The sequence below is a fragment of the Pectobacterium zantedeschiae genome (assembly GCF_004137795.1).
Taxonomy (GTDB): domain Bacteria; phylum Pseudomonadota; class Gammaproteobacteria; order Enterobacterales; family Enterobacteriaceae; genus Pectobacterium; species Pectobacterium zantedeschiae.
Genome location: NZ_NWTM01000001.1, coordinates 2,768,750 through 2,791,402, shown reverse-complemented (window position 1 = coordinate 2,791,402; position 22,653 = coordinate 2,768,750). Strand labels below are relative to the sequence as shown.

At 51.2% G+C, this 22,653-nt stretch carries 22 protein-coding genes and 3 tRNA genes; 16 read left to right on the top strand and 9 right to left on the bottom strand.

The genetic code is table 11. From position 1 onward, the window contains the following. Window positions 1-62: 62 nt before the first annotated feature. The 3 genes from CLR69_RS12610 to CLR69_RS12595 form a co-directional block, all read right to left on the bottom strand. On the bottom strand, window positions 63-542 hold the full coding sequence (locus CLR69_RS12610) for a discoidin domain-containing protein (RefSeq protein ID WP_129712814.1): 480 nt from the start codon (window positions 540-542) through the stop codon (window positions 63-65). 279 nt (window positions 543-821) lie between these two features. Continuing rightward, window positions 822-1,265: a ribosomal protein S18-alanine N-acetyltransferase gene (gene rimI, locus CLR69_RS12600; protein ID WP_129712812.1), complete on the bottom strand. Its 444-nt coding sequence runs from the start codon at window positions 1,263-1,265 to the stop codon at window positions 822-824. Continuing rightward, window positions 1,216-1,647, bottom strand: a complete 432-nt coding sequence (locus CLR69_RS12595; protein WP_129712811.1) for a DNA polymerase III subunit psi — start codon at window positions 1,645-1,647, stop codon at window positions 1,216-1,218. Before CLR69_RS12595 ends, rimI begins: the two co-directional genes overlap by 50 nt. A gap of 159 nt (window positions 1,648-1,806) precedes the next feature. Here CLR69_RS12595 and rsmC point away from each other — a divergent pair, with 159 nt between their 5' ends. Further along, entirely contained in the window at window positions 1,807-2,850 is a 1,044-nt protein-coding gene (gene rsmC / locus CLR69_RS12590) for a 16S rRNA (guanine(1207)-N(2))-methyltransferase RsmC (RefSeq protein ID WP_129712810.1), read from the top strand. Window positions 2,851-2,854: 4 nt separating this feature from the next. On the opposite strand, the gene CLR69_RS12585 is transcribed toward rsmC, so the two are convergent. After that, a complete protein-coding gene (locus CLR69_RS12585; RefSeq protein WP_129713388.1) occupies window positions 2,855-3,847 on the bottom strand; it encodes an aldo/keto reductase in 993 nt (330 codons plus the stop codon). A 113-nt stretch (window positions 3,848-3,960) separates the two neighbouring features. On the opposite strand from CLR69_RS12585, the gene CLR69_RS12580 reads away from it, so the two are divergent. From CLR69_RS12580 to CLR69_RS12565, 4 genes are all read left to right on the top strand, one after another. Continuing rightward, window positions 3,961-4,866, top strand: a complete 906-nt coding sequence (locus CLR69_RS12580) for a LysR family transcriptional regulator (protein ID WP_129712808.1) — start codon at window positions 3,961-3,963, stop codon at window positions 4,864-4,866. Window positions 4,867-4,969: 103 nt separating this feature from the next. Then, a tRNA-Leu gene (locus CLR69_RS12575) sits at window positions 4,970-5,056 on the top strand. Between the two features lie 77 nt (window positions 5,057-5,133). Then, window positions 5,134-5,220, top strand: a tRNA-Leu gene (locus tag CLR69_RS12570). A 73-nt stretch (window positions 5,221-5,293) separates the two neighbouring features. Next, a tRNA-Leu gene (locus CLR69_RS12565) sits at window positions 5,294-5,380 on the top strand. A 110-nt stretch (window positions 5,381-5,490) separates the two neighbouring features. On the opposite strand, the gene CLR69_RS12560 is transcribed toward CLR69_RS12565, so the two are convergent. Both CLR69_RS12560 and CLR69_RS12555 read right to left on the bottom strand, forming a co-directional pair. After that, window positions 5,491-5,781 (bottom strand): DUF1435 domain-containing protein, encoded by a 291-nt coding sequence (locus CLR69_RS12560; protein ID WP_129702826.1) that lies wholly within the window; start codon window positions 5,779-5,781, stop codon window positions 5,491-5,493. Window positions 5,782-5,887: 106 nt separating this feature from the next. Further along, a complete protein-coding gene (locus CLR69_RS12555; protein WP_129712807.1) occupies window positions 5,888-6,790 on the bottom strand; it encodes a LysR family transcriptional regulator in 903 nt (300 codons plus the stop codon). 129 nt (window positions 6,791-6,919) lie between these two features. On the opposite strand from CLR69_RS12555, the gene budA reads away from it, so the two are divergent. From budA to CLR69_RS12535, 4 genes are all read left to right on the top strand, one after another. After that, a complete protein-coding gene (gene budA / locus CLR69_RS12550) occupies window positions 6,920-7,702 on the top strand; it encodes an acetolactate decarboxylase (protein WP_129702828.1) in 783 nt (260 codons plus the stop codon). A gap of 21 nt (window positions 7,703-7,723) precedes the next feature. After that, window positions 7,724-9,403, top strand: coding sequence for an acetolactate synthase AlsS (alsS, locus tag CLR69_RS12545; protein WP_129702829.1), 1,680 nt, complete (start codon window positions 7,724-7,726; stop codon window positions 9,401-9,403). Window positions 9,404-9,587: 184 nt separating this feature from the next. Beyond that, window positions 9,588-10,295, top strand: coding sequence for a hypothetical protein (locus tag CLR69_RS12540; protein ID WP_129712806.1), 708 nt, complete (start codon window positions 9,588-9,590; stop codon window positions 10,293-10,295). A gap of 2 nt (window positions 10,296-10,297) precedes the next feature. Further along, window positions 10,298-10,624: a DUF2645 family protein gene (locus CLR69_RS12535; RefSeq protein WP_129712805.1), complete on the top strand. Its 327-nt coding sequence runs from the start codon at window positions 10,298-10,300 to the stop codon at window positions 10,622-10,624. A 61-nt stretch (window positions 10,625-10,685) separates the two neighbouring features. Here the strand turns inward: CLR69_RS12535 and CLR69_RS12530 are convergent, their stop codons facing one another. Beyond that, a complete protein-coding gene (locus CLR69_RS12530) occupies window positions 10,686-11,165 on the bottom strand; it encodes an Hcp family type VI secretion system effector (RefSeq protein WP_129712804.1) in 480 nt (159 codons plus the stop codon). A 261-nt stretch (window positions 11,166-11,426) separates the two neighbouring features. On the opposite strand from CLR69_RS12530, the gene CLR69_RS12525 reads away from it, so the two are divergent. Continuing rightward, window positions 11,427-12,890, top strand: coding sequence for an alpha/beta hydrolase (locus CLR69_RS12525; protein WP_129712803.1), 1,464 nt, complete (start codon window positions 11,427-11,429; stop codon window positions 12,888-12,890). Between the two features lie 43 nt (window positions 12,891-12,933). On the opposite strand, the gene fucO is transcribed toward CLR69_RS12525, so the two are convergent. Further along, entirely contained in the window at window positions 12,934-14,085 is a 1,152-nt protein-coding gene (gene fucO, locus CLR69_RS12520) for a lactaldehyde reductase (RefSeq protein WP_129712802.1), read from the bottom strand. A gap of 561 nt (window positions 14,086-14,646) precedes the next feature. Here fucO and gcvT point away from each other — a divergent pair. The 3 genes from gcvT (at window position 14,647) to gcvP (ending at window position 19,258) form a co-directional block, all read left to right on the top strand. Next, on the top strand, window positions 14,647-15,762 hold the full coding sequence (gene gcvT / locus CLR69_RS12515) for a glycine cleavage system aminomethyltransferase GcvT (RefSeq protein WP_129712801.1): 1,116 nt from the start codon (window positions 14,647-14,649) through the stop codon (window positions 15,760-15,762). 126 nt (window positions 15,763-15,888) lie between these two features. Next, the gene (gcvH, locus tag CLR69_RS12510) at window positions 15,889-16,281 is read left to right on the top strand and encodes a glycine cleavage system protein GcvH (RefSeq protein WP_121264226.1); all 393 of its coding nucleotides are present in this window, start codon (window positions 15,889-15,891) and stop codon (window positions 16,279-16,281) included. Window positions 16,282-16,384: 103 nt separating this feature from the next. Then, complete coding sequence (gene gcvP, locus CLR69_RS12505; RefSeq protein WP_129712800.1) at window positions 16,385-19,258, top strand: aminomethyl-transferring glycine dehydrogenase; 2,874 nt, start codon at window positions 16,385-16,387, stop codon at window positions 19,256-19,258. 237 nt (window positions 19,259-19,495) lie between these two features. Here gcvP and CLR69_RS12500 read toward each other — a convergent pair whose 3' ends face one another. Continuing rightward, window positions 19,496-19,861: a winged helix-turn-helix transcriptional regulator gene (locus CLR69_RS12500; RefSeq protein WP_129712799.1), complete on the bottom strand. Its 366-nt coding sequence runs from the start codon at window positions 19,859-19,861 to the stop codon at window positions 19,496-19,498. Between the two features lie 104 nt (window positions 19,862-19,965). Between CLR69_RS12500 and CLR69_RS12495 the strand changes: the two genes are divergently transcribed. The 3 genes from CLR69_RS12495 (at window position 19,966) to CLR69_RS12485 (ending at window position 22,612) form a co-directional block, all read left to right on the top strand. Beyond that, complete coding sequence (locus CLR69_RS12495; protein ID WP_129712873.1) at window positions 19,966-20,715, top strand: SDR family oxidoreductase; 750 nt, start codon at window positions 19,966-19,968, stop codon at window positions 20,713-20,715. Window positions 20,716-20,850: 135 nt separating this feature from the next. After that, window positions 20,851-21,723 (top strand): carbohydrate ABC transporter permease, encoded by an 873-nt coding sequence (locus CLR69_RS12490; protein ID WP_129702838.1) that lies wholly within the window; start codon window positions 20,851-20,853, stop codon window positions 21,721-21,723. After that, entirely contained in the window at window positions 21,713-22,612 is a 900-nt protein-coding gene (locus tag CLR69_RS12485; RefSeq protein WP_129712798.1) for a carbohydrate ABC transporter permease, read from the top strand. The genes CLR69_RS12490 and CLR69_RS12485 overlap by 11 nt, the downstream gene beginning before the upstream one ends. Window positions 22,613-22,653 lie beyond the last annotated feature (41 nt).

Genomic DNA, 22,653 nt, shown 5'->3' with positions numbered 1-22,653 from the left:
CGGTGTGGTGCTGTCCAACGAAATCTGCATGGACCGGCCTAAGTGCAGACCATCCCAATACGTTACTTAATCGCCTGAGCAGGAACCTGCGCAGCGCTGTTAAAGCTGATCTCGTTGATGGCGCTCCATTTGTTCACATCGGTGCCAAACGTATCCAGCTTGAAGAATTTTGCTTTAACGGCAGTAAAGGTGAATTTTTCACCGTCTTTGGCATTGCTGGAGGTGACCAGATTGTCTGCCAGTTTTTTCCAGGTTTTACCATCGGTGGAGTAAGAAACGGAGAACTTCAGCTTGCGTTCGTCCGCTTTGAAAGGAACCAGGACAAAGTTTTCAACTGATTGTTCTTTATCCAGTTCTAACTGAACCCAGCTCTCCCCATTTGCTGCCCAGCGCGTTTTTACGTCACCGTCGGCAATATTGGCAGGCTTGTGGCCCTTGTCTGAATCATAAGCGGAGGCCGTAACCGCCGTTATTTGTACCGCGTAAGCGGAAAGAGAGAATAAGCCGCACAGGAGCGTCGTAGCCAGAGTATATTTTTTCATATTATTCCTCGTAGATAACGGGTAAACCATGCCATGCCTGCAAATCAGAAACATGAAATGGAACCTTATTGTGATAAAAAAGAAACGAGGTTTTATTTATATCGATCACGTTGCGGGGATTTTTCTGTCGGGAAAAAAGGCAGAGCGGGACGGAGCGCACATTATGGCACCCGATTTGTCGCTAGTGCCAGACGTTCGTAATACGTCAAGTAGCATGTGCGTTGTTCAACACGTTATCGTTTTGTCCTGAAACTCGAATTATTGGGAGTATCGAAGAGGTTAACCGAGTGGTAGCGCCATGAGAATTGCGTCTTCCCGGCCTTGTGCCGCGGGGTAATAGTCGCGGCGCACGGAGACTTCGTTAAATCCGAGGCTTTCATACAGCGCAATGGCCCGTGCGTTTGACTCGCGGACTTCCAGCCACAGCGTCACAATACTTCGCTGCTCCATCTCTTCGATCAGATGTTCCAATAGCTGGCGGCCCAGCCCCTGACGCTGGTGGTCAGGATGCACGGCGATATTGAATAGCGTCGCCTCATCCAGCACCACTTGCGTGATGGCGTAAGCGGCAAGCTTCCCGTCATGGCTGAGTTTCAGATTGAAATAACGTTCACCCTGATTGCTGATAAACGTTTTTTCCGTCCAGGGAAAGGCATGGCTAGCTTGTTCAATTTTAAAGGCTTGTGCCAGATCGGCTGGCGTCAGAGAAGATATCGTGTTCATGTTCACAGATCTGTTGCCACAGCGCCCGTTTGGCGTCGGCATTTTGATAAAGTTCGGAAAGCAGAGGGCTGGAAAGCTGAACGCCCTGTAGCGCAATAGGCTCTGCGATACCCAATCGCCAACTATGGCAGTGTGCGTCGGCGGGCAGCATTTCTAGCTGCTGCGGTGTCAGGCGATAGGCTTGCGCGGGAGTGAGCGCAAGGCTGTGCAGAACGTCGGTCAGTAACTGTTCATCATCGGCCAGCGGTTCGGCTGAGACGATCACCAGACGCACCTGTTCGGGCAGACTGACGGCGATTTCTCCTTGCAGCACCGTCGGGCGACGCAGTGTCCACTGCGTAATCCCCAGTTGCTGTAGCAGCCTGTCACGTCTTGATTCCATGCGTTATCCTGTCTGGCGTGCGAAAAAATGATTCGTGCCTATGCTAACAAACCCCGTTAGGCTGCGCCAATGTCGGTGCGGTTATTTCCTCTCCGCTCTGCAACTTCGGAGGCGAAGCGTATATAATCCCCCGCTCAATGATTAAGGAGCCGTAGCCTGATGTCCGCATTAACCCCCGCCAGTGAAGTCATACTGCGCCATAGTGACGAATTTCTTTCACGCCGAGTTCTGTTTGCCGGTGATTTGCAGGATACCCTACCCGCACAATTTGAGGCGGCATCGGTGCGTGTCCATTGCAACCAATATCACCACTGGCAACAGATGGCAAAGCCACTTGGGGATAACGCTCAATATGGTCTGGTCGCGGATGCAGCGCTGGTGGCGGATAGCGACACGCTGATTTATTACTGGCCGAAGAGCAAACAGGAAGCGGAATTTCAACTGCGTAATCTGCTGTCTCTGTTGCCCGTCGGCGCGGAGATCTTTGTTGTTGGGGAAAACCGTAGCGGTGTACGTAGTGCTGAAACCGTGCTGTCTGATTTCGTTGAGCTGGTGAAAATCGACAGCGCGCGTCGCTGCGGGCTTTACCACGGACGAATTGATAAACAGACCAGCTTTGTGCTGGACGACTGGTGGGATGAATATGTGACAGAGGGCGTTATCGTTAAAACGCTTCCGGGCGTATTCAGCCGTGATGACCTGGATCCGGGTAGCCGACTGCTGCTGTCTACGTTTGAGCCACATATGAAAGGCAAAGTGCTGGATATCGCCTGTGGTGCGGGCGTGTTGGCGTCAGTATTAGCGAAACAGTCGCCGAAAATCCGCCTGACGCTGAGCGATGTCAGCGCTGCGGCGGTGGAATCCAGCAAAGCTACGCTAGCGGCGAATGCGCTGGAAGGCAGTGTGATTGCGAGCAACGTCTATTCAGATATCAACGGCCGCTTCGATATGATCGTCTCTAACCCGCCATTCCACGACGGCTTACAGACCAGTCTGCAAGCCGCGGAAATGTTGATTCGTGGTGCGGTGACCCATCTACCGATTGGTGGACAATTACGCATCGTGGCTAACGCCTTCCTGCCTTATCCGGCACTGTTAGATGCCGCATTTGGTAGCCATGAGGTACTGGCGCAGACCGGACGCTTCAAAGTGTATCAGGCCACCGTGGGTCGTCCGCCACGCACAGGCAAAGGCCGTCGGTAAAATCCTACTGATTAAGGGCCGCCATACTCTCCTTGCCGTAGCGCTCTCCTGCTGCGGCATCGGGCGGGAAGATGGCATCAATGGCGGCCAGCTCTTCTTTCGTCAATGTGACATCCAGCGCCGCAACGTTCTCTTCCAGATAGCGACGGCGTTTGGTGCCTGGAATTGGCACGATATGTTCACCCTGCGCCAGTACCCATGCCAGCGCCAGCTGTGATGGCGTGACCTGTTTTTCCTCTGCCAGTTGGTGAATTTTCTCTACCAGTTGCAGATTTTTCGCGAAATTTTCCCCAGAAAAGCGTGGATTAGTGCGACGGAAATCGTCGGCAGCCAAATCGTCCGGGCTGCGAATCGCGCCGGTCAGAAAGCCACGGCCGAGTGGGCTGTATGGCACAAAGCCGATACCCAAACGCTCACAGGTGGGCAGAATTTCGGCTTCCATATCGCGTGTCCACAGTGAATATTCGCTCTGTAATGCCGTAATCGGATGCACGCGATGTGCGCGCTCAAGTGTGGTGACAGAGGCTTCACTCAGGCCGATGTAGCGAATTTTGCCTTCCTTAACCAGCTCGCTCAGCGTGCCGACGGTTTCTTCAATCGGAACGGTTGGGTCGATACGGTGCTGATAGTAAAGATCGATAACATCCGTACCGAGACGCGTCAGGCTCCCTTCCACCGCTCGACGGATATAATCTGGTTTACCGCAGACACCGCGAGCGTGGGGATTAGTCGGATCGCGTACGATGCCGAATTTGGTTGCCAGAAAAATCTGCTCGCGCTTGCCTTTTATCGCTTTGCCAAGCAGCAGTTCATTGGTGTGAGGGCCGTACATATCGGCGGTATCCAGCAGGGTGACGCCCAGCTCCAGTGCACGATGCAACGTGGCGATGGACTCTTTTTCATCCTGCGCGGTGGAGTAAAAATCACTCATTCCCATGCAGCCTAGCCCAATCGCTGAAACCTGTGGGCCGTTCGCTCCTAATTTGCGCTGTTGCATTGTTATCTTCCTCATCTCGTTGGCAGTGCTAGCAGTCTGGTTGTTTATCCAAAAAAGATAAATACTGCTTTTTATGCAACACTATTCAAAAATAGCTAACAATGGTGGCGATGATGGATCATATTCAAGCGATGCGGGTCTTTGTGCGTATTGTTGAACTGGGCAGTTTCAGCCGTGCGGCGGAGCGGCTAACGTTACCGCGCGCGACGGTGAGCAACACCATCAAACAGCTTGAAGGGCGATTGGGGGTACGTTTACTGCAACGTACGACCCGTCAGGTGCAAATTACCGATGAAGGGCGCGTTTATTATGAACGCTGCCTGCAATTGCTCGCGGAAATTGAAGAAATCGACACGCTTTTTACGCAGCGAAAGCAGCAGCCAGTGGGTAAAGTGCGGGTGGATATGCCGCATTCGCTGGCGCGGGAAATCGTTGTTCCTGCGTTGGGCGAGTTCTATGCGCGTTATCCGCAAGTGACGTTGATGCTGAGTGCCAACGATGCGGCGATCAATGTGTTGCGTGAGGGGGTCGACTGCGTGCTGCGTGCCTGGCAGACGGATGACGAGACGCTAGCAACCCGTCATTTGCCGTCGATGCCGCAGGTTACCTGTGCGTCGGCTGACTATCTGGCGCGATACGGTGTGCCGCGTTCGCTTGATGAGTTATCAGGGCATCGAATGGTCGGCTATTTTTCCCTGCGAACTGAATACCTTTACCCGCTGGAATTCATGTCTGGTGATGAGTGCGTTACGCGTATGTTGCCCAGTGCATTGCAGGTTAACGGCACAGATGCTTACATTGCCAGCGCATGTGCTGGATTGGGCATTATTCAGGCGCCGCGCCGTGGTCTGCGACCTTTTCTTGAAAGCGGAGAACTGGTAGAAATTTTGCCGGAGATACCGCCACCCGTAATGCCGCTCTACGTGATGTATACGCCCGGCCGCTTTCTTGCGCCGCGGATTCGGGTGTTCATAGAGTGGCTCGATGAACTCTTTACGCGCAACGCTGTGGTGAGATGATGATTTTTACAGCAAACCCCGCATTCCAGAGGAAATAATCATTGACGTGAACGCGAAAACCTCTAGAATTCGCCCCCGTAGTGATATTGCGTAAAGCAGAGTTGCGAAGGTGGCGGAATTGGTAGACGCGCTAGCTTCAGGTGTTAGTGTTCTTACGGACGTGAGGGTTCAAGTCCCTCTCTTCGCACCAACATCACTACAATGGTTCTGGTTTGTCGAACCGATGCAGTAATTAGTATTGCGTAGCAAAAATTGCATGACAGAGTTGCGAAGGTGGCGGAATTGGTAGACGCGCTAGCTTCAGGTGTTAGTGTTCTTACGGACGTGAGGGTTCAAGTCCCTCTCTTCGCACCATGTCGTGATAGGTTACCGCATAAGACAGTTATTGCATAAGATACTACTGCATAAGACAAACAACGTTCTCAGTGCGAAGGTGGCGGAATTGGTAGACGCGCTAGCTTCAGGTGTTAGTGTCCTTACGGACGTGAGGGTTCAAGTCCCTCTCTTCGCACCATCGAACGCCTCGGTATTTTCCTGATTTTCTTCCCGTTTATTCTCTTTTATCTCATTTCTTACTATCGTGTATTCTCTGTAATACTGTGTCGTTTATCATTCCACCTGTGTTTATAACGTCGTCAAATTAAACATGACGGATAGCGCCGCTAAACCGCCAGCCAGTGCAATGCAGGATGGCAGAAGTAAATAGTGGCGTAAACGTTGATGAAACAGCATGACGAGAGTCGCCAGCAGAGCGATGGCGATAATCACTTTCAGGTGTGTCAGGTTTAGATTGAGCAGCGCCAGTAGTGGCATAATAGCGCAAGGTAACAGCACGCCCCAGGCACTAGACAGATGCTTCCCCATACACCAACTCACACCCCATAGCCCGCAAGCTGTGATCATTGCTGCCAGCATTTTTCCACCCGTCAAAAATGATAATGATAACTAATATCATATAAGAATTTATATCAATTACTAGTTTTTTGACGAGTAGATTGCTGGAATTTTCTACCAGACAGCCTTAATCGGGATGTTGGCTGCTCAGATAATGGCGTATTAAGTGAATCATGTTCACGATCGCGGCCGATCGTTCATGTTTACGCCAGATAGCCGCAATTTGTGTATGGACTTCTGGCATGCCGATATCATGATAGGTCACATTATCAGCCTTAATACAGGCGAGTGATTCTGGTACAAGGGTGATACCGAAACCTGCGGCGACCATCCCGATGGTGGCTGTCAACTGCGGGGCAAAGGGGCTGGGTCTGGGACCATAGCCTGACAGATAGCAGGTACGAATAATCATATCGTGCAGTCCCGGACACACCTCGCGCGGGAAAATAATCAGCGGTTCCTGACGCAGTTCGCTCAACGAAACCTGTGTTTTATGGCTAAGCGGGTGTTCAGCAGGCAAGACCAATGTCATTGGCTCTTCTGCCAAAATTTCCCCGTTAATATCATCACTGAGATCGCAGGGTAAGCGCAGAAATGCGATATCGATATGGCGTTCTTGCAACGCGGTGATGAGCGCAGCCGGGTTTTCTTCCTTCGGTAACGGCTGAACATGCGGATGCTGTTGACAGTAGCGATGCAGCAGCCTAAGCACGGTGGGATGGAACATCGCCGATGATGAGAATCCCACGTTCAGGCTCCCTTTCTCTCCTCGCGCAATGCTGCTGATCCGGGCGATTGCCGAATCGGTAAGTTGTAGAATCCGGCGTGCGTCCTCATACAGCGCTTGCCCCGCTTCCGTCATTTCTACACCGCGCGCTAGTCGCTTGAACAGCGGTGTACCAATCTCCTGTTCGAATTTCTTGATCTGTTGGCTGAGAGGCGGTTGTGACATCCCCAGACTTTCTGCCGCACGTGTGAAATGCCGGGCTTGTGCAACGGCGACAAAATAGCGCAGGTAACGTAGATCCATTCACGTAACTCCATATCTTTCCGATCTTGAAATGACCTTGATTGCATATTGGAATTTTGTCCCCTCCCGCGTCAATCTTTATCTAAAGATTAGTAATTTTTAAGTAATTGATGTGGTGAGAAGGAACGTATGAAAATGAGTGTGGGTGAACAATCCTGTGAGGAAGCCTTTGCTAGCTATGCTTATGATTTCCGGCGTCAGCGTGCAGACTGCGTTATTTATCAGACATCATTAATGAGTGGGCTAATAAATGGCATATACGAAGGCAGCCGAACGATGGCTGAATTACTGGAGTATGGTGACTTTGGATTAGGAACATTTAACTGTTTGGATGGGGAACTGGTTGCGTTGAATAGCCAGATTTTCCAGCTGTTATCCGATGGCAGCGCTCGGGCGGCGAAGCCAGATCAGAAAACGCCGTTTGCAGTTATGACGTTTTTTCGCCCAACAGAAACGATCCATTTTGAGCGCTGGACCTCACGCGAGGAAGTACATCGTCAAATCGATGAAATCGTAGGGACGGACAATTTGTTCTGTGCCTTGCGGATTGATGGACGTTTTCGCTGCGTGGAAACCCGTACTGTACCCCGCCAGTGTCGGCCTTATAAACCGATGCAAGAAGCGGTTGAAGGACAGCCAACATTTCATTTTGAACACCGCAGTGGCAGTGTTATTGGGTTTCGCAGCCCAGCTTATACCCAGGGAATTAATGTCGCGGGTTACCACGAACATTTCATTACTGACGATCGCCAAGGCGGCGGCCATATTCTGAATTATGACGTTGAAAACGGCACGCTGACATTTGGCGTGATCGCCAAATTGATCATCGACCTGCCTCAGGATCGGGAATTCCTCAATACCGATCTGTCATCAGAAAACCTCAATAGCGTAATCAAGTCAGTAGAAAGCTAGTCATTTCATCGGAGTTATGTCATGGAAAAGTCAACGGAACCACAGAGCTGGCACTGCGGGGCAGAGCTAGTGGTAAAACACCTGGAAGCGCAGGGCGTAAAGCATATTTTTGGTATTCCCGGCGCAAAAATCGATCGTGTGTTTGATGAGCTGGAAGACTCGACGATTCAAACGATTCCGGTACGGCATGAGGCGAACGGCGCGTTTATGGCGGCGGCGATAGGGCGACTCACAGGGAAAGCCGGCGTGACGCTGGTGACATCCGGCCCTGGCTGTTCCAATCTGGTAACTGGATTGGCGACGGCAACCGCAGAGGGGGATGCTGTCGTAGCACTAGGTGGAGCGGTTAAACGGGCAGATAAGCTCAAGTTGACGCACCAGAGCCTCGATACTGTCAGTCTGTTTCAACCGGTCAGTAAATTCAGTGCGGAAGTCACCGCATCCAGTGCCATCTCGGAAGTGCTTGCTAATGCTTTCCGGGCCGCGGAGAGCGGACGTCCGGGGGCTGCGTTTGTCAGCCTGCCGCAGGATATCGTCAATGAACCGGTGACGAGCCCGGTACTGGCCTGCCCACATTTGCCGTTGTTAAACGGCGCACCACAGAGTGACATTGCGGAAGCGGCTAAACGGTTGCGGCAGGCTAAAAATCCGGTGTTGTTGCTTGGATTAATGGCCAGCCAACAGGAAAATGCACAGGCATTGCGCCGTTTTCTACGTCATAGCCAGTTACCGGTTACCAGCACGTATCAGGCAGCAGGGGTGATTGACCAGCAACATTTTGGTCACTTTGCCGGACGTGTCGGATTATTCAACAATCAGGCAGGAGATAAGCTGCTACAGCAGGCGGATGTGATCGTTACGGTGGGCTACAGCCCGGTTGAGTACGATCCATCGTTGTGGAACAACGGTAAGGCGACACTCATCCACATTGATGTGTTGCGGGCAGAGATTGATAGCGCCTATCGGCCTGATATAGAACTGATCGGTAATATTGCGATGACGGTAGACACGTTGAATACGTGTATCAGCGAACCGTTTATCTTGTCTGTTGATACACAGTCCGTATTGCAGGATCGCCAGCGCCAGCGCCACGATCTCAGCACGCGCGCCATCAACATGGCGGGATTTGCGATCCACCCGCTGCGCCTTGTTCGGGCAATGCAGGACATCGTGAATGAGGATGTCACACTGTGCGTGGATATGGGCAGTTTCCATATCTGGCTGGCACGTTACCTATATAGCTTCCGGGCTCGGCAGATTCTGATGACTAACGGTCAGCAAACCATGGGCGTGGCATTACCATGGGCGATAGCCGCATCGCTGGTACAACCTGGCAAAAAAGTGGTTTCTGTCTCTGGTGACGGTGGATTTATGCAATCCAGCATGGAGCTGGAAACGGCAGTGCGCCTGAAAAGCAATCTCCTGCATATTATCTGGGTTGATAACGGCTACAACATGGTAGAAATCCAGCAGTTACACAAATACCATCGCCCGGCGGGCGTCGTATTTGGACCAATAGATTTCAAAGCCTATGCGGAAGCGTTTGGCGCGAAAGGGTTTGCGGTAGAATCTGCTGATGAACTGGTCAGCAAGCTCCGGCAGGCAATGGACGTTGACGGCCCCGCAGTGATTGCCATTCCGGTTGATTATTCCGACAACCATTGGCTGATGGAGAATCTGAATATTAGCGTACTGATCTGATATTTTAGACGACTGTCCGCCCGCATTGACTCGGGCGGACATGACATAGAAAGATATTCCTAAATAATATGATGTAGTTTCTCAAAATCCCTCTTTTTAAATGTCTTCCCTTGCGTTAAGATAGGATATATATAGAGTAATATTATTTACTTTCTTATTATTAAAATAAGGCAAGGATGGCCTAATGAAAAATCAATTCTGTGATGTGAACTCAACGTCTTCTTTTCCTAAATGGAATGGTATTGACTTTGCTCTGTGGCAATATTTTCCTGATGATGAAATGCTTGTTACCGGTGAGCCTAGATTGTGGGCATATAAGGCAGCCTACCTTAGTTATAATCGAGATAAAATTAAAAAATATGCTCTAAGTGAAAGGGTGCCTATTTTACTTTTGGCTGGGGTTGCTGTTGCTGAGGTTGGCGGAGTGCCTGAGCGTGCGAAGTCTTACGGTGTTCTTCAAGTATATCAATTGCTGGATTTATTCAAAAGAAGTGGTAATAAAAAATCAAATTCAACCTCAGTTGGGAGCTTGGCTATTCAACTTAGAGCTGCCGCCGAAACATTAGGTATCGATCCTGAAACTTTGACTTCAACGCAGCAATTACAATTAGCTAATTGTTTGTTAGATGATGATTTCAATATCCGTATTGTGGCCGGTCATCTTAGAGATCTTATTATCTATGATAATCCAGGTATCATTGATACGTTAAATATAACAGATGAGCAATTAATCTTGGCTGCATCAAGATACAACAGAGGTATAGAAAGAAGAAAAGAAGACTTCATTGCATCAATTAATGCGGAAGTAGGAAGTCCAATGAGAGATTATTCTTCTTATGGTCGGGTGATAATAAAAAGAAGAAATATTATCAATAAAATATTAGGCATGTGAATATGAAAAAAATAACGCCAGTATCAATAATAATATTTACATATACATGGTTTTTAATTTTTATATCCTTAGTTTTTAGCTCGTTAAAGGAAGAGTCTTTTATCGATGGAGATGAGATAAAAAACATTTGTGATGCAGTCAGAGTCTTTGTCGTTGATGACCATCGGGGTCCCATGGCTTTAGCAATATTAGTCGCGATAATCCCTGTAATTGCATATTCTATAAAAACGAAATTTAAAAAAATTATTTTAAATTTTAGTTTGATGTTTTTTTTCTTGGTTTGGTGTTTGGGGTTTATTTATAAATATAGAGATTGTCTTTGGTTTTAGTATCGAATAATGTGTTTTTGTAACTCACCTTCAAGAAGGTGAGTTGTTTTTTTTTAGATTTTTAATAAATATTTTCGCCCCACAGGTTATATCCTGATGTGCCCGCTATATGGTGTTCCCATGTGATGCTTTGATATTTTAATGTGATCATTTCCTCGGGCTGATTACTTGCATGGTCAATAGCATGTGGATATATAACGTTAACTCTTATCAGATAAGCATCCTTTAATTTAACTGAATAAAATAGCTCGGCAGCACCAGAAGATGATGTTCTGTAGAAAACGAATGTTAGATTAAGACATTCGTTGTTCGATATTGCAATGCCAAGAAGTGGTGATGATTTATCTATCGGCTTAATAAAGGATATTGGTCCGTGATTAATGTTTTGCTCTCTAGTTAAAGCATGTTCAAAGGAATAAACCATTATCTGGTCTTCATGCCCTGTTTGGTATTTGTTTCCTATAGAAGGAAAGGTTGAGCACCCAGAGGATATCGTCCCTTGTTCTTGACCTTCTATTGTTACATAAATTGAATTGGCCATATAAAATCCTTTTTTATTTGAGGTTTGAAAGAAAGTTAATTTATTTTTAATTAAGTGAAATTAAAATTATCTACGTGGTTTAATGAAATGTCCAAGCTTTTTGTGAAGTAAAATTTATTAACTCATTGTTATTATTAAAATAATAAGGGTGGTGTGTAATAATGAATCAATGATGGTTTCTCTGAATAATACGGTGTGTGTTTGCATCGTTTTCTTTAGAATCTTCGGCATGGTCATACGGGTAATGAGAAGGGATACACCATGCTGAAATCGGTACGGCGACTTATCAGACGCGGTCTTATCGTGATCGGGGTTATCGCGATGACGCTGCTGGCTATTCGTGTTTATGATACGCAAAGCGGGCCACCACTTGCGCCTTGGCATACCTATGTGCCGGATGAACTGTCGGCTGATGAGTTGGATAAGCGCGACTGGACTGCGTATTTAAAGCAGGAAGCGCTTATCTTCCAGCAGGTTAATCAGCACGTCACTCAGGAACTGGATGAGGATGAACAGCGCCCGGTTAACCGTTACTTTTCGGGGAGCCCGGTTTATCCAGGGAAATTTCAGCATGACTGGAATCGCTCCTATGAGCTCTCGCCGGAAGGGGAACTGAAAGGCGCAGTGGTGATGTTACATGGCCTGACTGACTCCCCTTACAGCTTGCGCCATATTGCTGAGCGTTATCGCCAGCGTGGTTTTTTCGTCGTCGGTATTCGCTTGCCTGCCCACGGTACGGTGCCGGGGGCGTTGACCGATGTGCAATGGGAAGATTGGCTGGCAGCCACGCGTCTGGCGGTTCGTGAGGCGACATCGCATCTGAAGACGCAACAAGGCCAGACGCTGCCGCTACATATCGTCGGGTTTTCCAATGGCGGTGCGCTGGCGCTGAAATACACACTGGATACGCTGGATAATCCTGCACTGGCGCGTCCTGACCAGCTCGTCCTCATTTCCCCAATGATCGGCATTACCAGCTACGCGCGCTTTGCGGGGCTGGCTGGGCTACCCGCGATCTTTCCAGCCTTTGCCAAATCTGCCTGGCTGGGTATTTTGCCGGAATTCAATCCCTTCAAATACAACTCCTTTCCGGTAAACGGTGCTCGCCAATCCTGGCTGCTGACGCATGAGCTCCAGAGTCAGTTAAGCCGTAAAGCGCAGGCGAACGCGTTGGTTAATCTGCCACCTGTGCTGACGTTCCAGTCGGTGATGGATTTCACCGTCAGTACGCGAGCGGTCATTACGGCGTTCTATAATTTGCTGCCCGTTAACGGCAGTCAGTTGGTGCTCTTTGATGTCAACCGTACCGTTAATTTCGGTCCGCTTCTGCGCGAATCGACGAATGGTGCCGTCAGTCAACTGTTACCTGCTACCCCGCGTCATTACGATACGACAGTGATTTCCAACGCTGCACCGAATAGCGCACATGCTGTGGCATTTGACGTCGCGGCGGGGACGATGCAAGAACAGACTCGCGAGCTGGGAATGGATTATCCATCAGACGTGTATTCGTTATCGCATGTCGCGCTGCCGTTCCCGGATTCGGATTCGCTGTATGGCCGTTTCTCACAAAATCCGACCGAGTTTGGCCTGCCGCTGGGGAAAATTACCCCACGAGGGGAGCGTTCCGCGCTGGTGGTCGATCTGGATACGCTGCTGCGTCTGTCGTCGAACCCGTTTTATCCCTATTTGATTCAACGCATTGAAGAGAAGATCCCGCAATAGCGAACGGCCACCCGCTGGATTCGCGGGTGGCGTCGATAGCTTCTCAATAAATAGATTGATATAGCGATTTGATATCGTCGATGTTGGTGTCGCGCGGGTTACCGCCGGTGCAGACGTCATCAAAGGCAGCCTGTGCCAGCGCGGGAATGTCTTCTTCTTTCACGCCGACATCGCGCAGTCTCGGTGGAATATCCACATCGTGAGAAAGCTGCCGCACTGCATTAATCGCGGCTTCTCGCGCCTGAGTCATTGGCATATCTGTCGCGCCTTTTACCCCCATGGCAACGGCGATATCACGGAACTTTTCACCGGTATAATCGGCGTTATAGGCCATGATATGTGGCAGGAGGATCGCATTGGCGACACCGTGCGGGGTGTTGTAGAACGCGCCGAGCGGGTGCGCCATGCCGTGTACCAGCCCAAGCCCGACGTTCGAGAACCCCATACCGGCAATGTATTGTCCCAGTGCCATATCTTCCACGCCTTTCGGCTTCCCGGCAACGGAATCGCGCAGTGAACGGCTGATAATCTCAATGGCTTTCAGGTGCAGCGTATCCGTCAGTTCCCAGGCGGCTTTGGTGGTGAAACCCTCAATGGCATGCGTCAGTGCGTCAATCCCCGTTGCCGCTTTCAGTGAGGCAGGCATGCTCATCATCATGTCGGGATCGACGATGGCGACAATCGGAATATCATGCGGATCGACGCACACGAATTTGCGGCGTTTTTCTTCGTCGGTGATCACATAGTTGATCGTAACCTCGGCTGCCGTGCCGGAGGTGGTCGGTATCGCGATAATCGGGACGGCGGGGCGTCGGGTGGCTGCAACGCCCTCCAGGCTGCGGACATCGGCGAATTCAGGGTTATTGATAATAATTCCGATGGCTTTGCAGGTATCCTGCGGTGAGCCTCCGCCAATCGCGATCAGGTAATCGGCCTGTGATGCCTTGAAACACTCGATGCCTCTTTCCACCACGCTGATAGTGGGATTGGGAATCACCTCATCGTAGATATCGTAGGGCAACCCTGCTGCGTCCAGCTTCGCCATAACCTTGGCTACGACACCAAATTTAACCAAATCCTTGTCTGTCACCAGCAGGGCTTTCTTGAATCCCCGCCGTTTTACTTCATCGGCAATTTGAGCGATGGCACCTGCGCCAAAATAGGATGTTTCGTTAAGAATCATTCTGTTAGCCATTGTATGCTCCTGTTTAACGTTGATTTTGATAAATCTAAAAATACATGTTGTGCAATTCCTTGCTATTAGTGTGGAAAAAGCAAGCGGTGAGCGCCTTCCATCTGCTGCCATGTCATCTTGTACGCTGGCACGGAGGTGAAGACGCTTGAGAAGTGGCTCACAGAATCGTGATGATGGCAGCGTAAGGGCGGGAGTAAGGCAGGGATTCGCTATTGTATTTTGATTGAAAAAATCTAATTTAAGCCTGTTTTTAGCATTATATTATCTAATCCGAATGGTTTTTTTATTCGGGAGGCATTACCTGAGTTAGCCAGTTTTAATGTCATTAATCTGTGTGATCTACTCATTTAAATAATTTACGTGCTTAATTTTATCTATTATTAAGCATATTAATCTGATTTGTTTTTTGTGAGTCGCTCGGCTTTCTTCGCTTTCTATATAATTTATCTTATGACTAAGAGTGTGGTTTAACCTGCGCTTCGGTGGTAAGTTCAATCAGAAGATATCGTTTGCGCAGTGTGTTTTATCGTCTGAACGCCATGCGCTGAAGAGGGATGAGGAATGGCAAAGCAGACCCCGTTGTACCAACAACATCTGGCCGATGGCGCCAAAATGGTGGATTTTCATGGCTGGATGATGCCACTGCACTACGGCTCCCAACTGGACGAGCACCACATTGTGCGTCGGGACGCTGGCATTTTTGATGTCTCCCACATGACTATTGTCGATTTGCACGGTGTGAGAACCCGTGAGTTCCTGCGTTATCTACTGGCGAATGATGTCGCCAAACTCACACAGCCAGGCAAAGCGCTTTATACCGGCATGCTGAATGCCTCCGGCTGCGTAATTGACGATCTGATCGTTTATTTTCTTACGGAAGACTATTTCCGTCTGGTAGTGAATTCCGCGACGCGTGAAAAAGATCTCGCCTGGATCGAGCAGCATGCTGCGCCGTTCGGTGTCGAAATCCGTGAGCGCGACGATCTGGCGCTGGTCGCGGTACAAGGTCCGCAGGCGCAGGACAAAGTGCAAGGGCTCCTGAAGGCAAAAGGCCTGAGTGATGAAGACGTGGCTGCGGTTGCCAGCATGAAGCCGTTTTTTGGCAAGCAGGCAGGGGACTTTTTCGTCGCCACGACGGGATACACGGGCGAAGCGGGCTATGAGATCGCGCTGCCAAATGAACAGGTGGTCGATTTCTGGCAGCAACTGCTGGCGGTTGGCGTGAAGCCCTGCGGGTTGGGTGCGCGCGATACGCTGCGGCTGGAAGCGGGCATGAACCTGTATGGTCAGGATATGGATGAGGGTATTTCGCCGCTGGCGGCCAATATGGGTTGGACGATCGCCTGGCAGCCGGAAGAGCGTCAGTTTATCGGGCGTGAGGCGTTAACGCATCAGCGCGAAAAAGGCACCGAGCAACTGGTTGGTTTAGTGCTGACGGAAAAAGGCGTATTGCGCAATGATTTACCTGTGCGCTTTACTGATAGTGATGGTGTGATGCGCGAAGGGGTAATCACCAGCGGATCGTTTTCACCGACGCTTGGCGTCAGTATCGCGCTGGCGCGTGTTCCGGCGGGAATTGGTGAGCAGGCTATCGTGCAGATTCGTAACCGCGAACTGCCTGTGCGTGTGACCAAACCTGGTTTTGTTCGTGCCGGAAAAGCCATCGTTCAGTATTAATAGCCGCGTGCTTATCAAAATAAGCCCATACCCTAAATAATTCGAGTTGCATGAGGGCAGCTAACGCACAAGCAGCTTGAGGTATGGCGGGTATACAGGATTAACGACTTTAGGAAAGGGGATGCAATGAGCAATGTACCAGCAGAATTAAAATACACTACGTCGCATGAATGGGTACTGCACGAGGGCGGTGGTATCTACAGCGTGGGCATTACCGAACACGCACAGGAACTTCTGGGTGACATGGTATTTATCGATTTGCCTGAAGTGGGCACGGTCGTCGCGGCAGGCGATGACTGCGCGGTTGCTGAGTCGGTAAAAGCGGCCTCGGATATTTATGCGCCTATCAGCGGTGAGATCGTGGAAGTTAACGAAGATTTGGAAAGCTCCCCTGAGTTGGTCAACAGCGCGCCTTATACCGATGGCTGGCTGTTCCGTATCAAAATTTCTGATGAGTCTGATTTGGATGAATTGCTTGATGCCGAAGGCTATCAGGCATCGTTAGAAGAAGACGAGTAGTGAACGCGCCCCGGCCTCTGTGCTGGGGCGTTTTATTTTATTCGCCCGCGTGGTATTTCAGCGCGGCAACGATCTATCACGATTGATGCAGGAAATTGCTGTAATGACCCAGACACTCAGTCAACTCGAACATGACGGCGCATTTATCGAGCGCCATATCGGTCCTTCCGTCAGCCAGCAGCAGCACATGCTGTCGGTGGTGGGGGCGACGTCGCTGGATGCGCTGATTCGCCAGATTGTCCCAGCGGATATTCAACTGCCTAGCCCGCCAGCGGTGGGGGAAGCCGTGACGGAGCATGAGGCGTTAGCTGAGCTGAAAGCCATTGCAGGACGCAATCAACGTTATAAAAGCTATATTGGCATGGGTTACAGCGCGGTGCTGATGCCACCTGTGATTTTACGCAATGTGCTGGAAAACCCAGGTTGGTACACCGCCTATACGCCATACCAGCCAGAAGTCTCTCAGGGACGTCTTGAGGCGTTACTGAATTTCCAGCAGGTTACGCAGGATTTAACCGGACTGGATCTCGCCTCCGCTTCTCTGCTGGATGAAGCCACTGCCGCTGCGGAAGCGATGGCGATGGCAAAACGCATCAGTAAACTCAAACAGGCCGAGCGTTTCTTTGTTGCTGATGATGTACACCCGCAAACGTTGGATGTCGTGCGTACCCGTGCAGAAACGTTCGGTTTTGAGGTTGTGGTCGGCAAGGCTGAAGAGGCGTTGAAAGACGATGCGGTGTTTGGTGTCCTGCTGCAACAGGCAGGAACCACGGGAGAATTACACGATTACAGCGACCTGATGGCGGCACTGAAAGCGCGTAAGGTCGTCAGCTGCGTGGCATCGGACATTATGGCGTTGGTATTACTGACCGCACCGGGCAAACAGGGCGCGGATATCGTCTTCGGTTCCGCACAGCGCTTCGGCGTGCCGATGGGCTACGGCGGCCCACACGCGGCGTTCTTTGCCTGTCGTGATGAACATAAACGTGCCATGCCGGGACGTATTATCGGCGTGTCGCGCGATGCAGCGGGCAATACCGCGTTGCGCATGGCGATGCAGACGCGTGAACAGCATATTCGCCGCGAGAAGGCGAACTCTAATATTTGTACTTCGCAGGTATTGCTGGCCAACATTGCGGGAATGTATGCGGTATTCCACGGGCCGGAAGGGCTCAAGCGTATTGCGGGGCGCATCCATCGTCTGACTGACATTCTGGCAGCAGGATTAACGCGGGGCGGACTGCTGCTGCGTCATCGTAGCTGGTTCGACACGCTAACGATTGAAGTGGCGGACAAGGACGCGGTGCTGAGCCGCGCATTAAGTTTTGGCATCAACCTGCGCAGCGATTTGGCGAGTGCCGTGGGTATCACGTTGGATGAAGCGACCACGCGTGAAGACGTGCTGGCGCTGTTTGCTGTGCTGCTAGGTGACGATCACGGGCTGGATATTGAAACGCTTGATGTGGCCATCGGTCAACAGGCTGCGACGATCCCTGCCGTGTTGCTACGTAATGATGCGATCTTGTCACATCCGGTTTTCAATCGCTATCACAGCGAAACCGAGATGATGCGTTACCTGCACCGTCTGGCACGTAAGGATCTGGCGCTGAATCAGGCTATGATCCCGCTCGGATCTTGCACCATGAAGCTCAATGCAGCGGCGGAAATGCTGCCGATTACCTGGCCAGAATTTGCTGAACTGCACCCATTCTGCCCGCCGGAACAGGCGCTCGGCTATCGTCAGATGATCGAGCAGCTATCGGGCTGGCTGGTGCAATTGACGGGTTATGATGCCGTTTGCATGCAGCCCAATTCGGGTGCACAGGGTGAATATGCGGGGCTGCTGGCGATCCGTCGCTATCATGAAAGTCGCAATGAAGCGGGTCGTCATCTCTGCTTGATTCCTAGCTCCGCGCACGGAACTAATCCGGCATCGGCGCAGATGGCGGGAATGGAGGTCGTGGTCGTTGCCTGCGACAAACAGGGCAATATCGATTTGCACGATCTGCGTGAGAAGGCACTGGCGGCGGGTGAACAGCTTTCCTGCATCATGGTGACCTATCCGTCTACCCACGGCGTTTATGAAGAGACGATTCGCGAAGTGTGTCAGATCGTGCACCAATACGGTGGTCAGGTGTATCTGGACGGCGCGAATATGAACGCCCAGGTTGGGATTACGACACCGGGCTACATTGGCGCTGACGTATCGCACCTGAATCTGCATAAAACCTTCTGTATTCCGCACGGCGGCGGCGGGCCGGGCATGGGGCCAATTGGTGTGAAAGCGCATCTGGCTCCGTTTGTGCCGGGTCATCAGGTAGTTAAAATCGATGGTGTGTTAACGGAACAGGGCGCAGTTTCTGCGGCACCGTTCGGTAGTGCTTCCATTCTGCCGATTAGCTGGATGTACATCCGCATGATGGGCGCGGAAGGGCTGAAACAGGCCAGTCAGATGGCGATCCTGAACGCGAATTACATTGCAACGCGCTTGCAGCAGGCATATCCCGTGCTTTACACCGGCCGTGACGGTCGTGTCGCGCACGAGTGCATTCTGGATATTCGTCCACTTAAGGAAAGCACGGGTATTAGCGAAATGGATATCGCCAAGCGTCTGATTGATTACGGTTTCCATGCGCCGACCATGTCGTTCCCGGTGGCGGGCACGCTGATGGTGGAACCGACGGAATCAGAAAGTCAGGTGGAAATAGATCGCTTTATCGATGCTATGTTGGCGATCCGTGCCGAAATCAACCGCGTTGCACAGGGCGAATGGCCGCTTGACGACAATCCGTTGGTCAACGCACCGCACACGCAGGCAGAGCTGGTGGCCGATTGGGCGCACCCGTACAGCCGCGAACTGGCAGTATTCCCGGCGGGTAGCGAACACAAATACTGGCCGAGCGTGAAGCGTCTGGACGATGTTTACGGCGATCGTAACCTGTTCTGTTCGTGTGTACCGATGAGCGATTATGCGTAATTAACCGCACTGGCAGTCATTTACAACGCCAGTAGCGTTGTTGTTCATGGTTCTTCTACAGGGGTAATACCTGTCGTTTAAGTATCGAGATACACGGGGCGACCACAGGGGTGAGACATCCCTGCGGGAACCTCTCCCTGTGTTTCCCTTAAAAACGGGCTTAAGTGAACAGTATTACTTCCTGCATATCTGATTAAGTTACTGATTTTTATCTATTCCCCCTATGGCATCATGTGCTTAGCCATCACCAGCTAATGTTTTTCCATGTGTCCTCATCCAGTCTGCCAGTGAATCCAGCGTTGGTTGGAGCGATTTGCCCAGTGGAGTGATTTGGTACTCCACTCGCGGTGGCACTTCTGCATACACCTTACGTTGCACCAGTTTGCGTTGTTCGAACAGCCGCAGTTGTCGTGTGAGTTCCTTCTGAGTGATAGGGGCGATTGCGCGTTGTAGTGCACTGAAGCGCACGGGGTCGCCGATCACGATCAGGCGGTACAGTATGGGAATTGCCCATTTTCCCGCGATGAGATTGACGAAATTTACCATTGGGCACGGTTCTGCCAGGTCAGATGGCGTATTTGCTGATGGGGCGTGGACAGACATAGGGTTCCAATATCCTCTTTAGTATCCAATTGGTGCCTACTTACAAAAGCATACTATTGATGAAATACTGCCGTTTTTCAAGCAACGAGACAGGACACATCATGATGAAACGGCTGCAAGATAAGTTTGCTTTGATCACCGGTGGCACTAGCGGCATTGGGATAGAAACCGCACGTCAGTTTCTGGCTGAAGGCGCGACGGTCGCCATAACGGGGCGCGATGAGAAAGCGCTGGCGCGTGCGCAGGCTGAATTAGGCCATTCTACGTTGGCGATCCGTTGCGATGCTGGAGATATCCGTGCCCAACATGACTTGGTAGACGTGCTGGCACAGCAGTGGCCACGTCTGGATGTGTTATATGCCAATGCAGGCGATGTCACCCATCGTCCTTTAGAAGGCTGGGATGAAGCGGCTTGGGATCAACTCATGGCAACCAACCTTAAAGGACCATTCTTTCTGGTTCAGGCGCTACTGCCGCTGCTGAACAACCCGGCTTCTGTGATCCTGTGTGGATCGACCAGTGCGCACATCGGGCTACCGCAGAGTAGCGCCTACGCCGCGAGTAAAGCGGGATTACTCTCGCTGGCGCGCACGCTGTCGGCTGAGCTGGTGACGCGTGGCATTCGGGTTAATGGCTTAAGTCCGGGCCCCACTGAAACGCCCGCCCTTGATAAATTAGGTCTTTCTCCCGAACAGCAACGTGCCATGCAGGAGCAAATTCGACAGTTGGTGCCGATTGGTCGTATGGGCACCACTTGGGAATTGGCGAAAGCGGCTGTTTTCCTTGCTTCTGACGAGTCCCGTTTCGTTGTTGGAACGGAACTGCTGGTCGATGGTGGTGTTGCCAATCTATAGAAGATGGGCCTGCGAAATCGTTCGCAGGCATATTTTCCCCATCGGAAAACAAACTGTCATTAAACTGACGCCCCTTTGACACGCTGGCGTTCTAGGGTAAGGCCTCTGTGTTTCACACTGAGCGACCCTAGAGTTATGCGTGCAAAATGCTTTCCCTATCTTGTGCTGTTGCCGACGCTGGTTTTTTTGCTTGCCTTCACCTATTTCCCTCTGTTGCGTTCGGTCATCGACAGCCTGTATGACACTCGGCTGAATGCCGATACGCCGCTGTTCGTCGGGTTGGATAATTTTGTGCGTTTGGTGCAGGACGCCGTGTTCTGGCAGGCGTTGCTGAACAACGTGTTGTATATCCTGATGACGGTTGTGCCCGGTGTGCTGCTGGCGCTGTTGTTGGCGGTGCTGCTGTGGGAGAACACACGCGTGAATCGTTGGCTGCGCACTGCCTTTTTCTTTCCGATGATTATTCCGCTGGTGAGCGCCGCGACGCTGTGGCTGTTCATCTTTATGCCGGGGCTGGGGCTGCTGGATTACTATCTGGCGAAAGTGTTCGGCCCGATGAATAACAACTACCTTGGTATGAGCGACAGCGCGCTGGTGGCGGTGAGCGTCATTGGTATCTGGAAGTTTGCGGGTTATTACATGCTGTTTTTTCTCGCCGGTCTGCAAGCGATTTCTGCTTCTGCACGTGAGGCGGCGCTGATGGAGGGAGCCTCACGGCGTCAGGTGTTTTTCTACGTCACGCTGCCTCTGCTGCGGCCTACTATCGCCTTTGTGGTGACCATCGCTTTTATCTACGCCATTACTCAGATTGATCACGTTGCTGTGATGACGCGCGGTGGGCCGAATAACGCCACGACCGTACTGCTTTATTACATTCAGGATCTGGCAAATGACACGCACGATCTGGGCAAAGCCTCTGCGGCAACCTTCCTGACGCTGGCGATGCTGTTTGCCTTTTCCATTATGAATCTGAAGGTGCTGGAGAAGGGGGCACATTATGAGCGCTGAAAATCAGATCGTTGACGTTCGGAGTGTGAAAAGTCAGCGCGTTGAGAGCCGAAGCGTGACCAACCCACTTCGCATCACGACCCGGTTTACGCTGCCGCTGCTGCTGATCTGCGCCGCGCTGCTGTGGGTCAGCCCGTTTATCTGGATGCTGTCTTCTTCCGTCAGTGCCAGCAGTTTCGGCGTGGATATGGCCTCGCTGTTGCCGCGTCTTCCGCTGACGTTCGATAACTTCCGCGATGCGTGGGACAGTGCCGACTGGTTACGGCTCTACACCAATACGCTGATCTTTGCGGTCGGCACGTTTCTGGTGCAGCTGGTGACGATCACCACGGCAGGCTACATCTTCGCCTACCACGAATTCCGCGGCAAAACGCTGCTGTTCTACCTGCTGCTGATTCAAATGATGATCATGCCTGTCGTCATGATGGTGCCAAACATGATGACGCTCAAACAGCTCGGCCTGCTCAATACCCTGACCGGCGTGATGATGCCGTATTTCGCTTCAGCATTTGGCGTGTTTCTGATGCGTCAGGCATTTCTCAATATCGCTAAAGAGATCGAAGAAGCTGCGTTGATGGAAGGCTGTCGCTGGTGGCAGGTGGTGTTTCACGTCCTGATTCCGATGACCTGGCCATCGATTCTGGCCTTCGCCACGGTCAGCATTACCTACCACTGGAACGAATACCTCTGGCCGCTGATGGTGCTCAACGACCCGGACAAACAGGTGCTGACCATCGGGCTGGTGTCGTTCGCGATGGGCGCAGAGTCCGGCGGACAGTGGGGGTTGATCTGCGCGGGTACCCTGCTGGTATGTCTGCCGCTGATGGTGGCTTTTGTCGTGTTCCAGAAGCAGTTCCTGAGCAGCTTCGGCTTCTCAGGCATTAAGTAAATCGCTGATAAGGCCATGCGGGTAATACGGGTTACTTAATT

Excerpts from the sequence above, each read along its gene's own strand:
- CLR69_RS12500 (WP_129712799.1), bottom strand. The coding sequence starts at position 19,861 with ATGTCTGTCCACGCCCCATCAGCAAATACGCCATCTGACCTGGCAGAA.
- CLR69_RS12580 (WP_129712808.1), top strand. The coding sequence starts at position 3,961 with ATGGATCATATTCAAGCGATGCGGGTCTTTGTGCGTATTGTTGAACTG.
- CLR69_RS12585 (WP_129713388.1), bottom strand. The coding sequence starts at position 3,847 with ATGCAACAGCGCAAATTAGGAGCGAACGGCCCACAGGTTTCAGCGATT.
- CLR69_RS12525 (WP_129712803.1), top strand. The coding sequence starts at position 11,427 with ATGCTGAAATCGGTACGGCGACTTATCAGACGCGGTCTTATCGTGATC.
- gcvP (WP_129712800.1), top strand. The coding sequence starts at position 16,385 with ATGACCCAGACACTCAGTCAACTCGAACATGACGGCGCATTTATCGAG.
- CLR69_RS12560 (WP_129702826.1), bottom strand. The coding sequence starts at position 5,781 with ATGCTGGCAGCAATGATCACAGCTTGCGGGCTATGGGGTGTGAGTTGG.
- fucO (WP_129712802.1), bottom strand. The coding sequence starts at position 14,085 with ATGGCTAACAGAATGATTCTTAACGAAACATCCTATTTTGGCGCAGGT.
- gcvH (WP_121264226.1), top strand. The coding sequence starts at position 15,889 with ATGAGCAATGTACCAGCAGAATTAAAATACACTACGTCGCATGAATGG.
- CLR69_RS12495 (WP_129712873.1), top strand. The coding sequence starts at position 19,966 with ATGAAACGGCTGCAAGATAAGTTTGCTTTGATCACCGGTGGCACTAGC.
- gcvT (WP_129712801.1), top strand. The coding sequence starts at position 14,647 with ATGGCAAAGCAGACCCCGTTGTACCAACAACATCTGGCCGATGGCGCC.
- CLR69_RS12530 (WP_129712804.1), bottom strand. The coding sequence starts at position 11,165 with ATGGCCAATTCAATTTATGTAACAATAGAAGGTCAAGAACAAGGGACG.
- CLR69_RS12485 (WP_129712798.1), top strand. The coding sequence starts at position 21,713 with ATGAGCGCTGAAAATCAGATCGTTGACGTTCGGAGTGTGAAAAGTCAG.
- rimI (WP_129712812.1), bottom strand. The coding sequence starts at position 1,265 with ATGAACACGATATCTTCTCTGACGCCAGCCGATCTGGCACAAGCCTTT.
- CLR69_RS12490 (WP_129702838.1), top strand. The coding sequence starts at position 20,851 with ATGCGTGCAAAATGCTTTCCCTATCTTGTGCTGTTGCCGACGCTGGTT.
- rsmC (WP_129712810.1), top strand. The coding sequence starts at position 1,807 with ATGTCCGCATTAACCCCCGCCAGTGAAGTCATACTGCGCCATAGTGAC.
- CLR69_RS12540 (WP_129712806.1), top strand. The coding sequence starts at position 9,588 with ATGAAAAATCAATTCTGTGATGTGAACTCAACGTCTTCTTTTCCTAAA.
- CLR69_RS12555 (WP_129712807.1), bottom strand. The coding sequence starts at position 6,790 with ATGGATCTACGTTACCTGCGCTATTTTGTCGCCGTTGCACAAGCCCGG.
- CLR69_RS12595 (WP_129712811.1), bottom strand. The coding sequence starts at position 1,647 with ATGGAATCAAGACGTGACAGGCTGCTACAGCAACTGGGGATTACGCAG.
- alsS (WP_129702829.1), top strand. The coding sequence starts at position 7,724 with ATGGAAAAGTCAACGGAACCACAGAGCTGGCACTGCGGGGCAGAGCTA.
- CLR69_RS12610 (WP_129712814.1), bottom strand. The coding sequence starts at position 542 with ATGAAAAAATATACTCTGGCTACGACGCTCCTGTGCGGCTTATTCTCT.
- CLR69_RS12535 (WP_129712805.1), top strand. The coding sequence starts at position 10,298 with ATGAAAAAAATAACGCCAGTATCAATAATAATATTTACATATACATGG.
- budA (WP_129702828.1), top strand. The coding sequence starts at position 6,920 with ATGAAAATGAGTGTGGGTGAACAATCCTGTGAGGAAGCCTTTGCTAGC.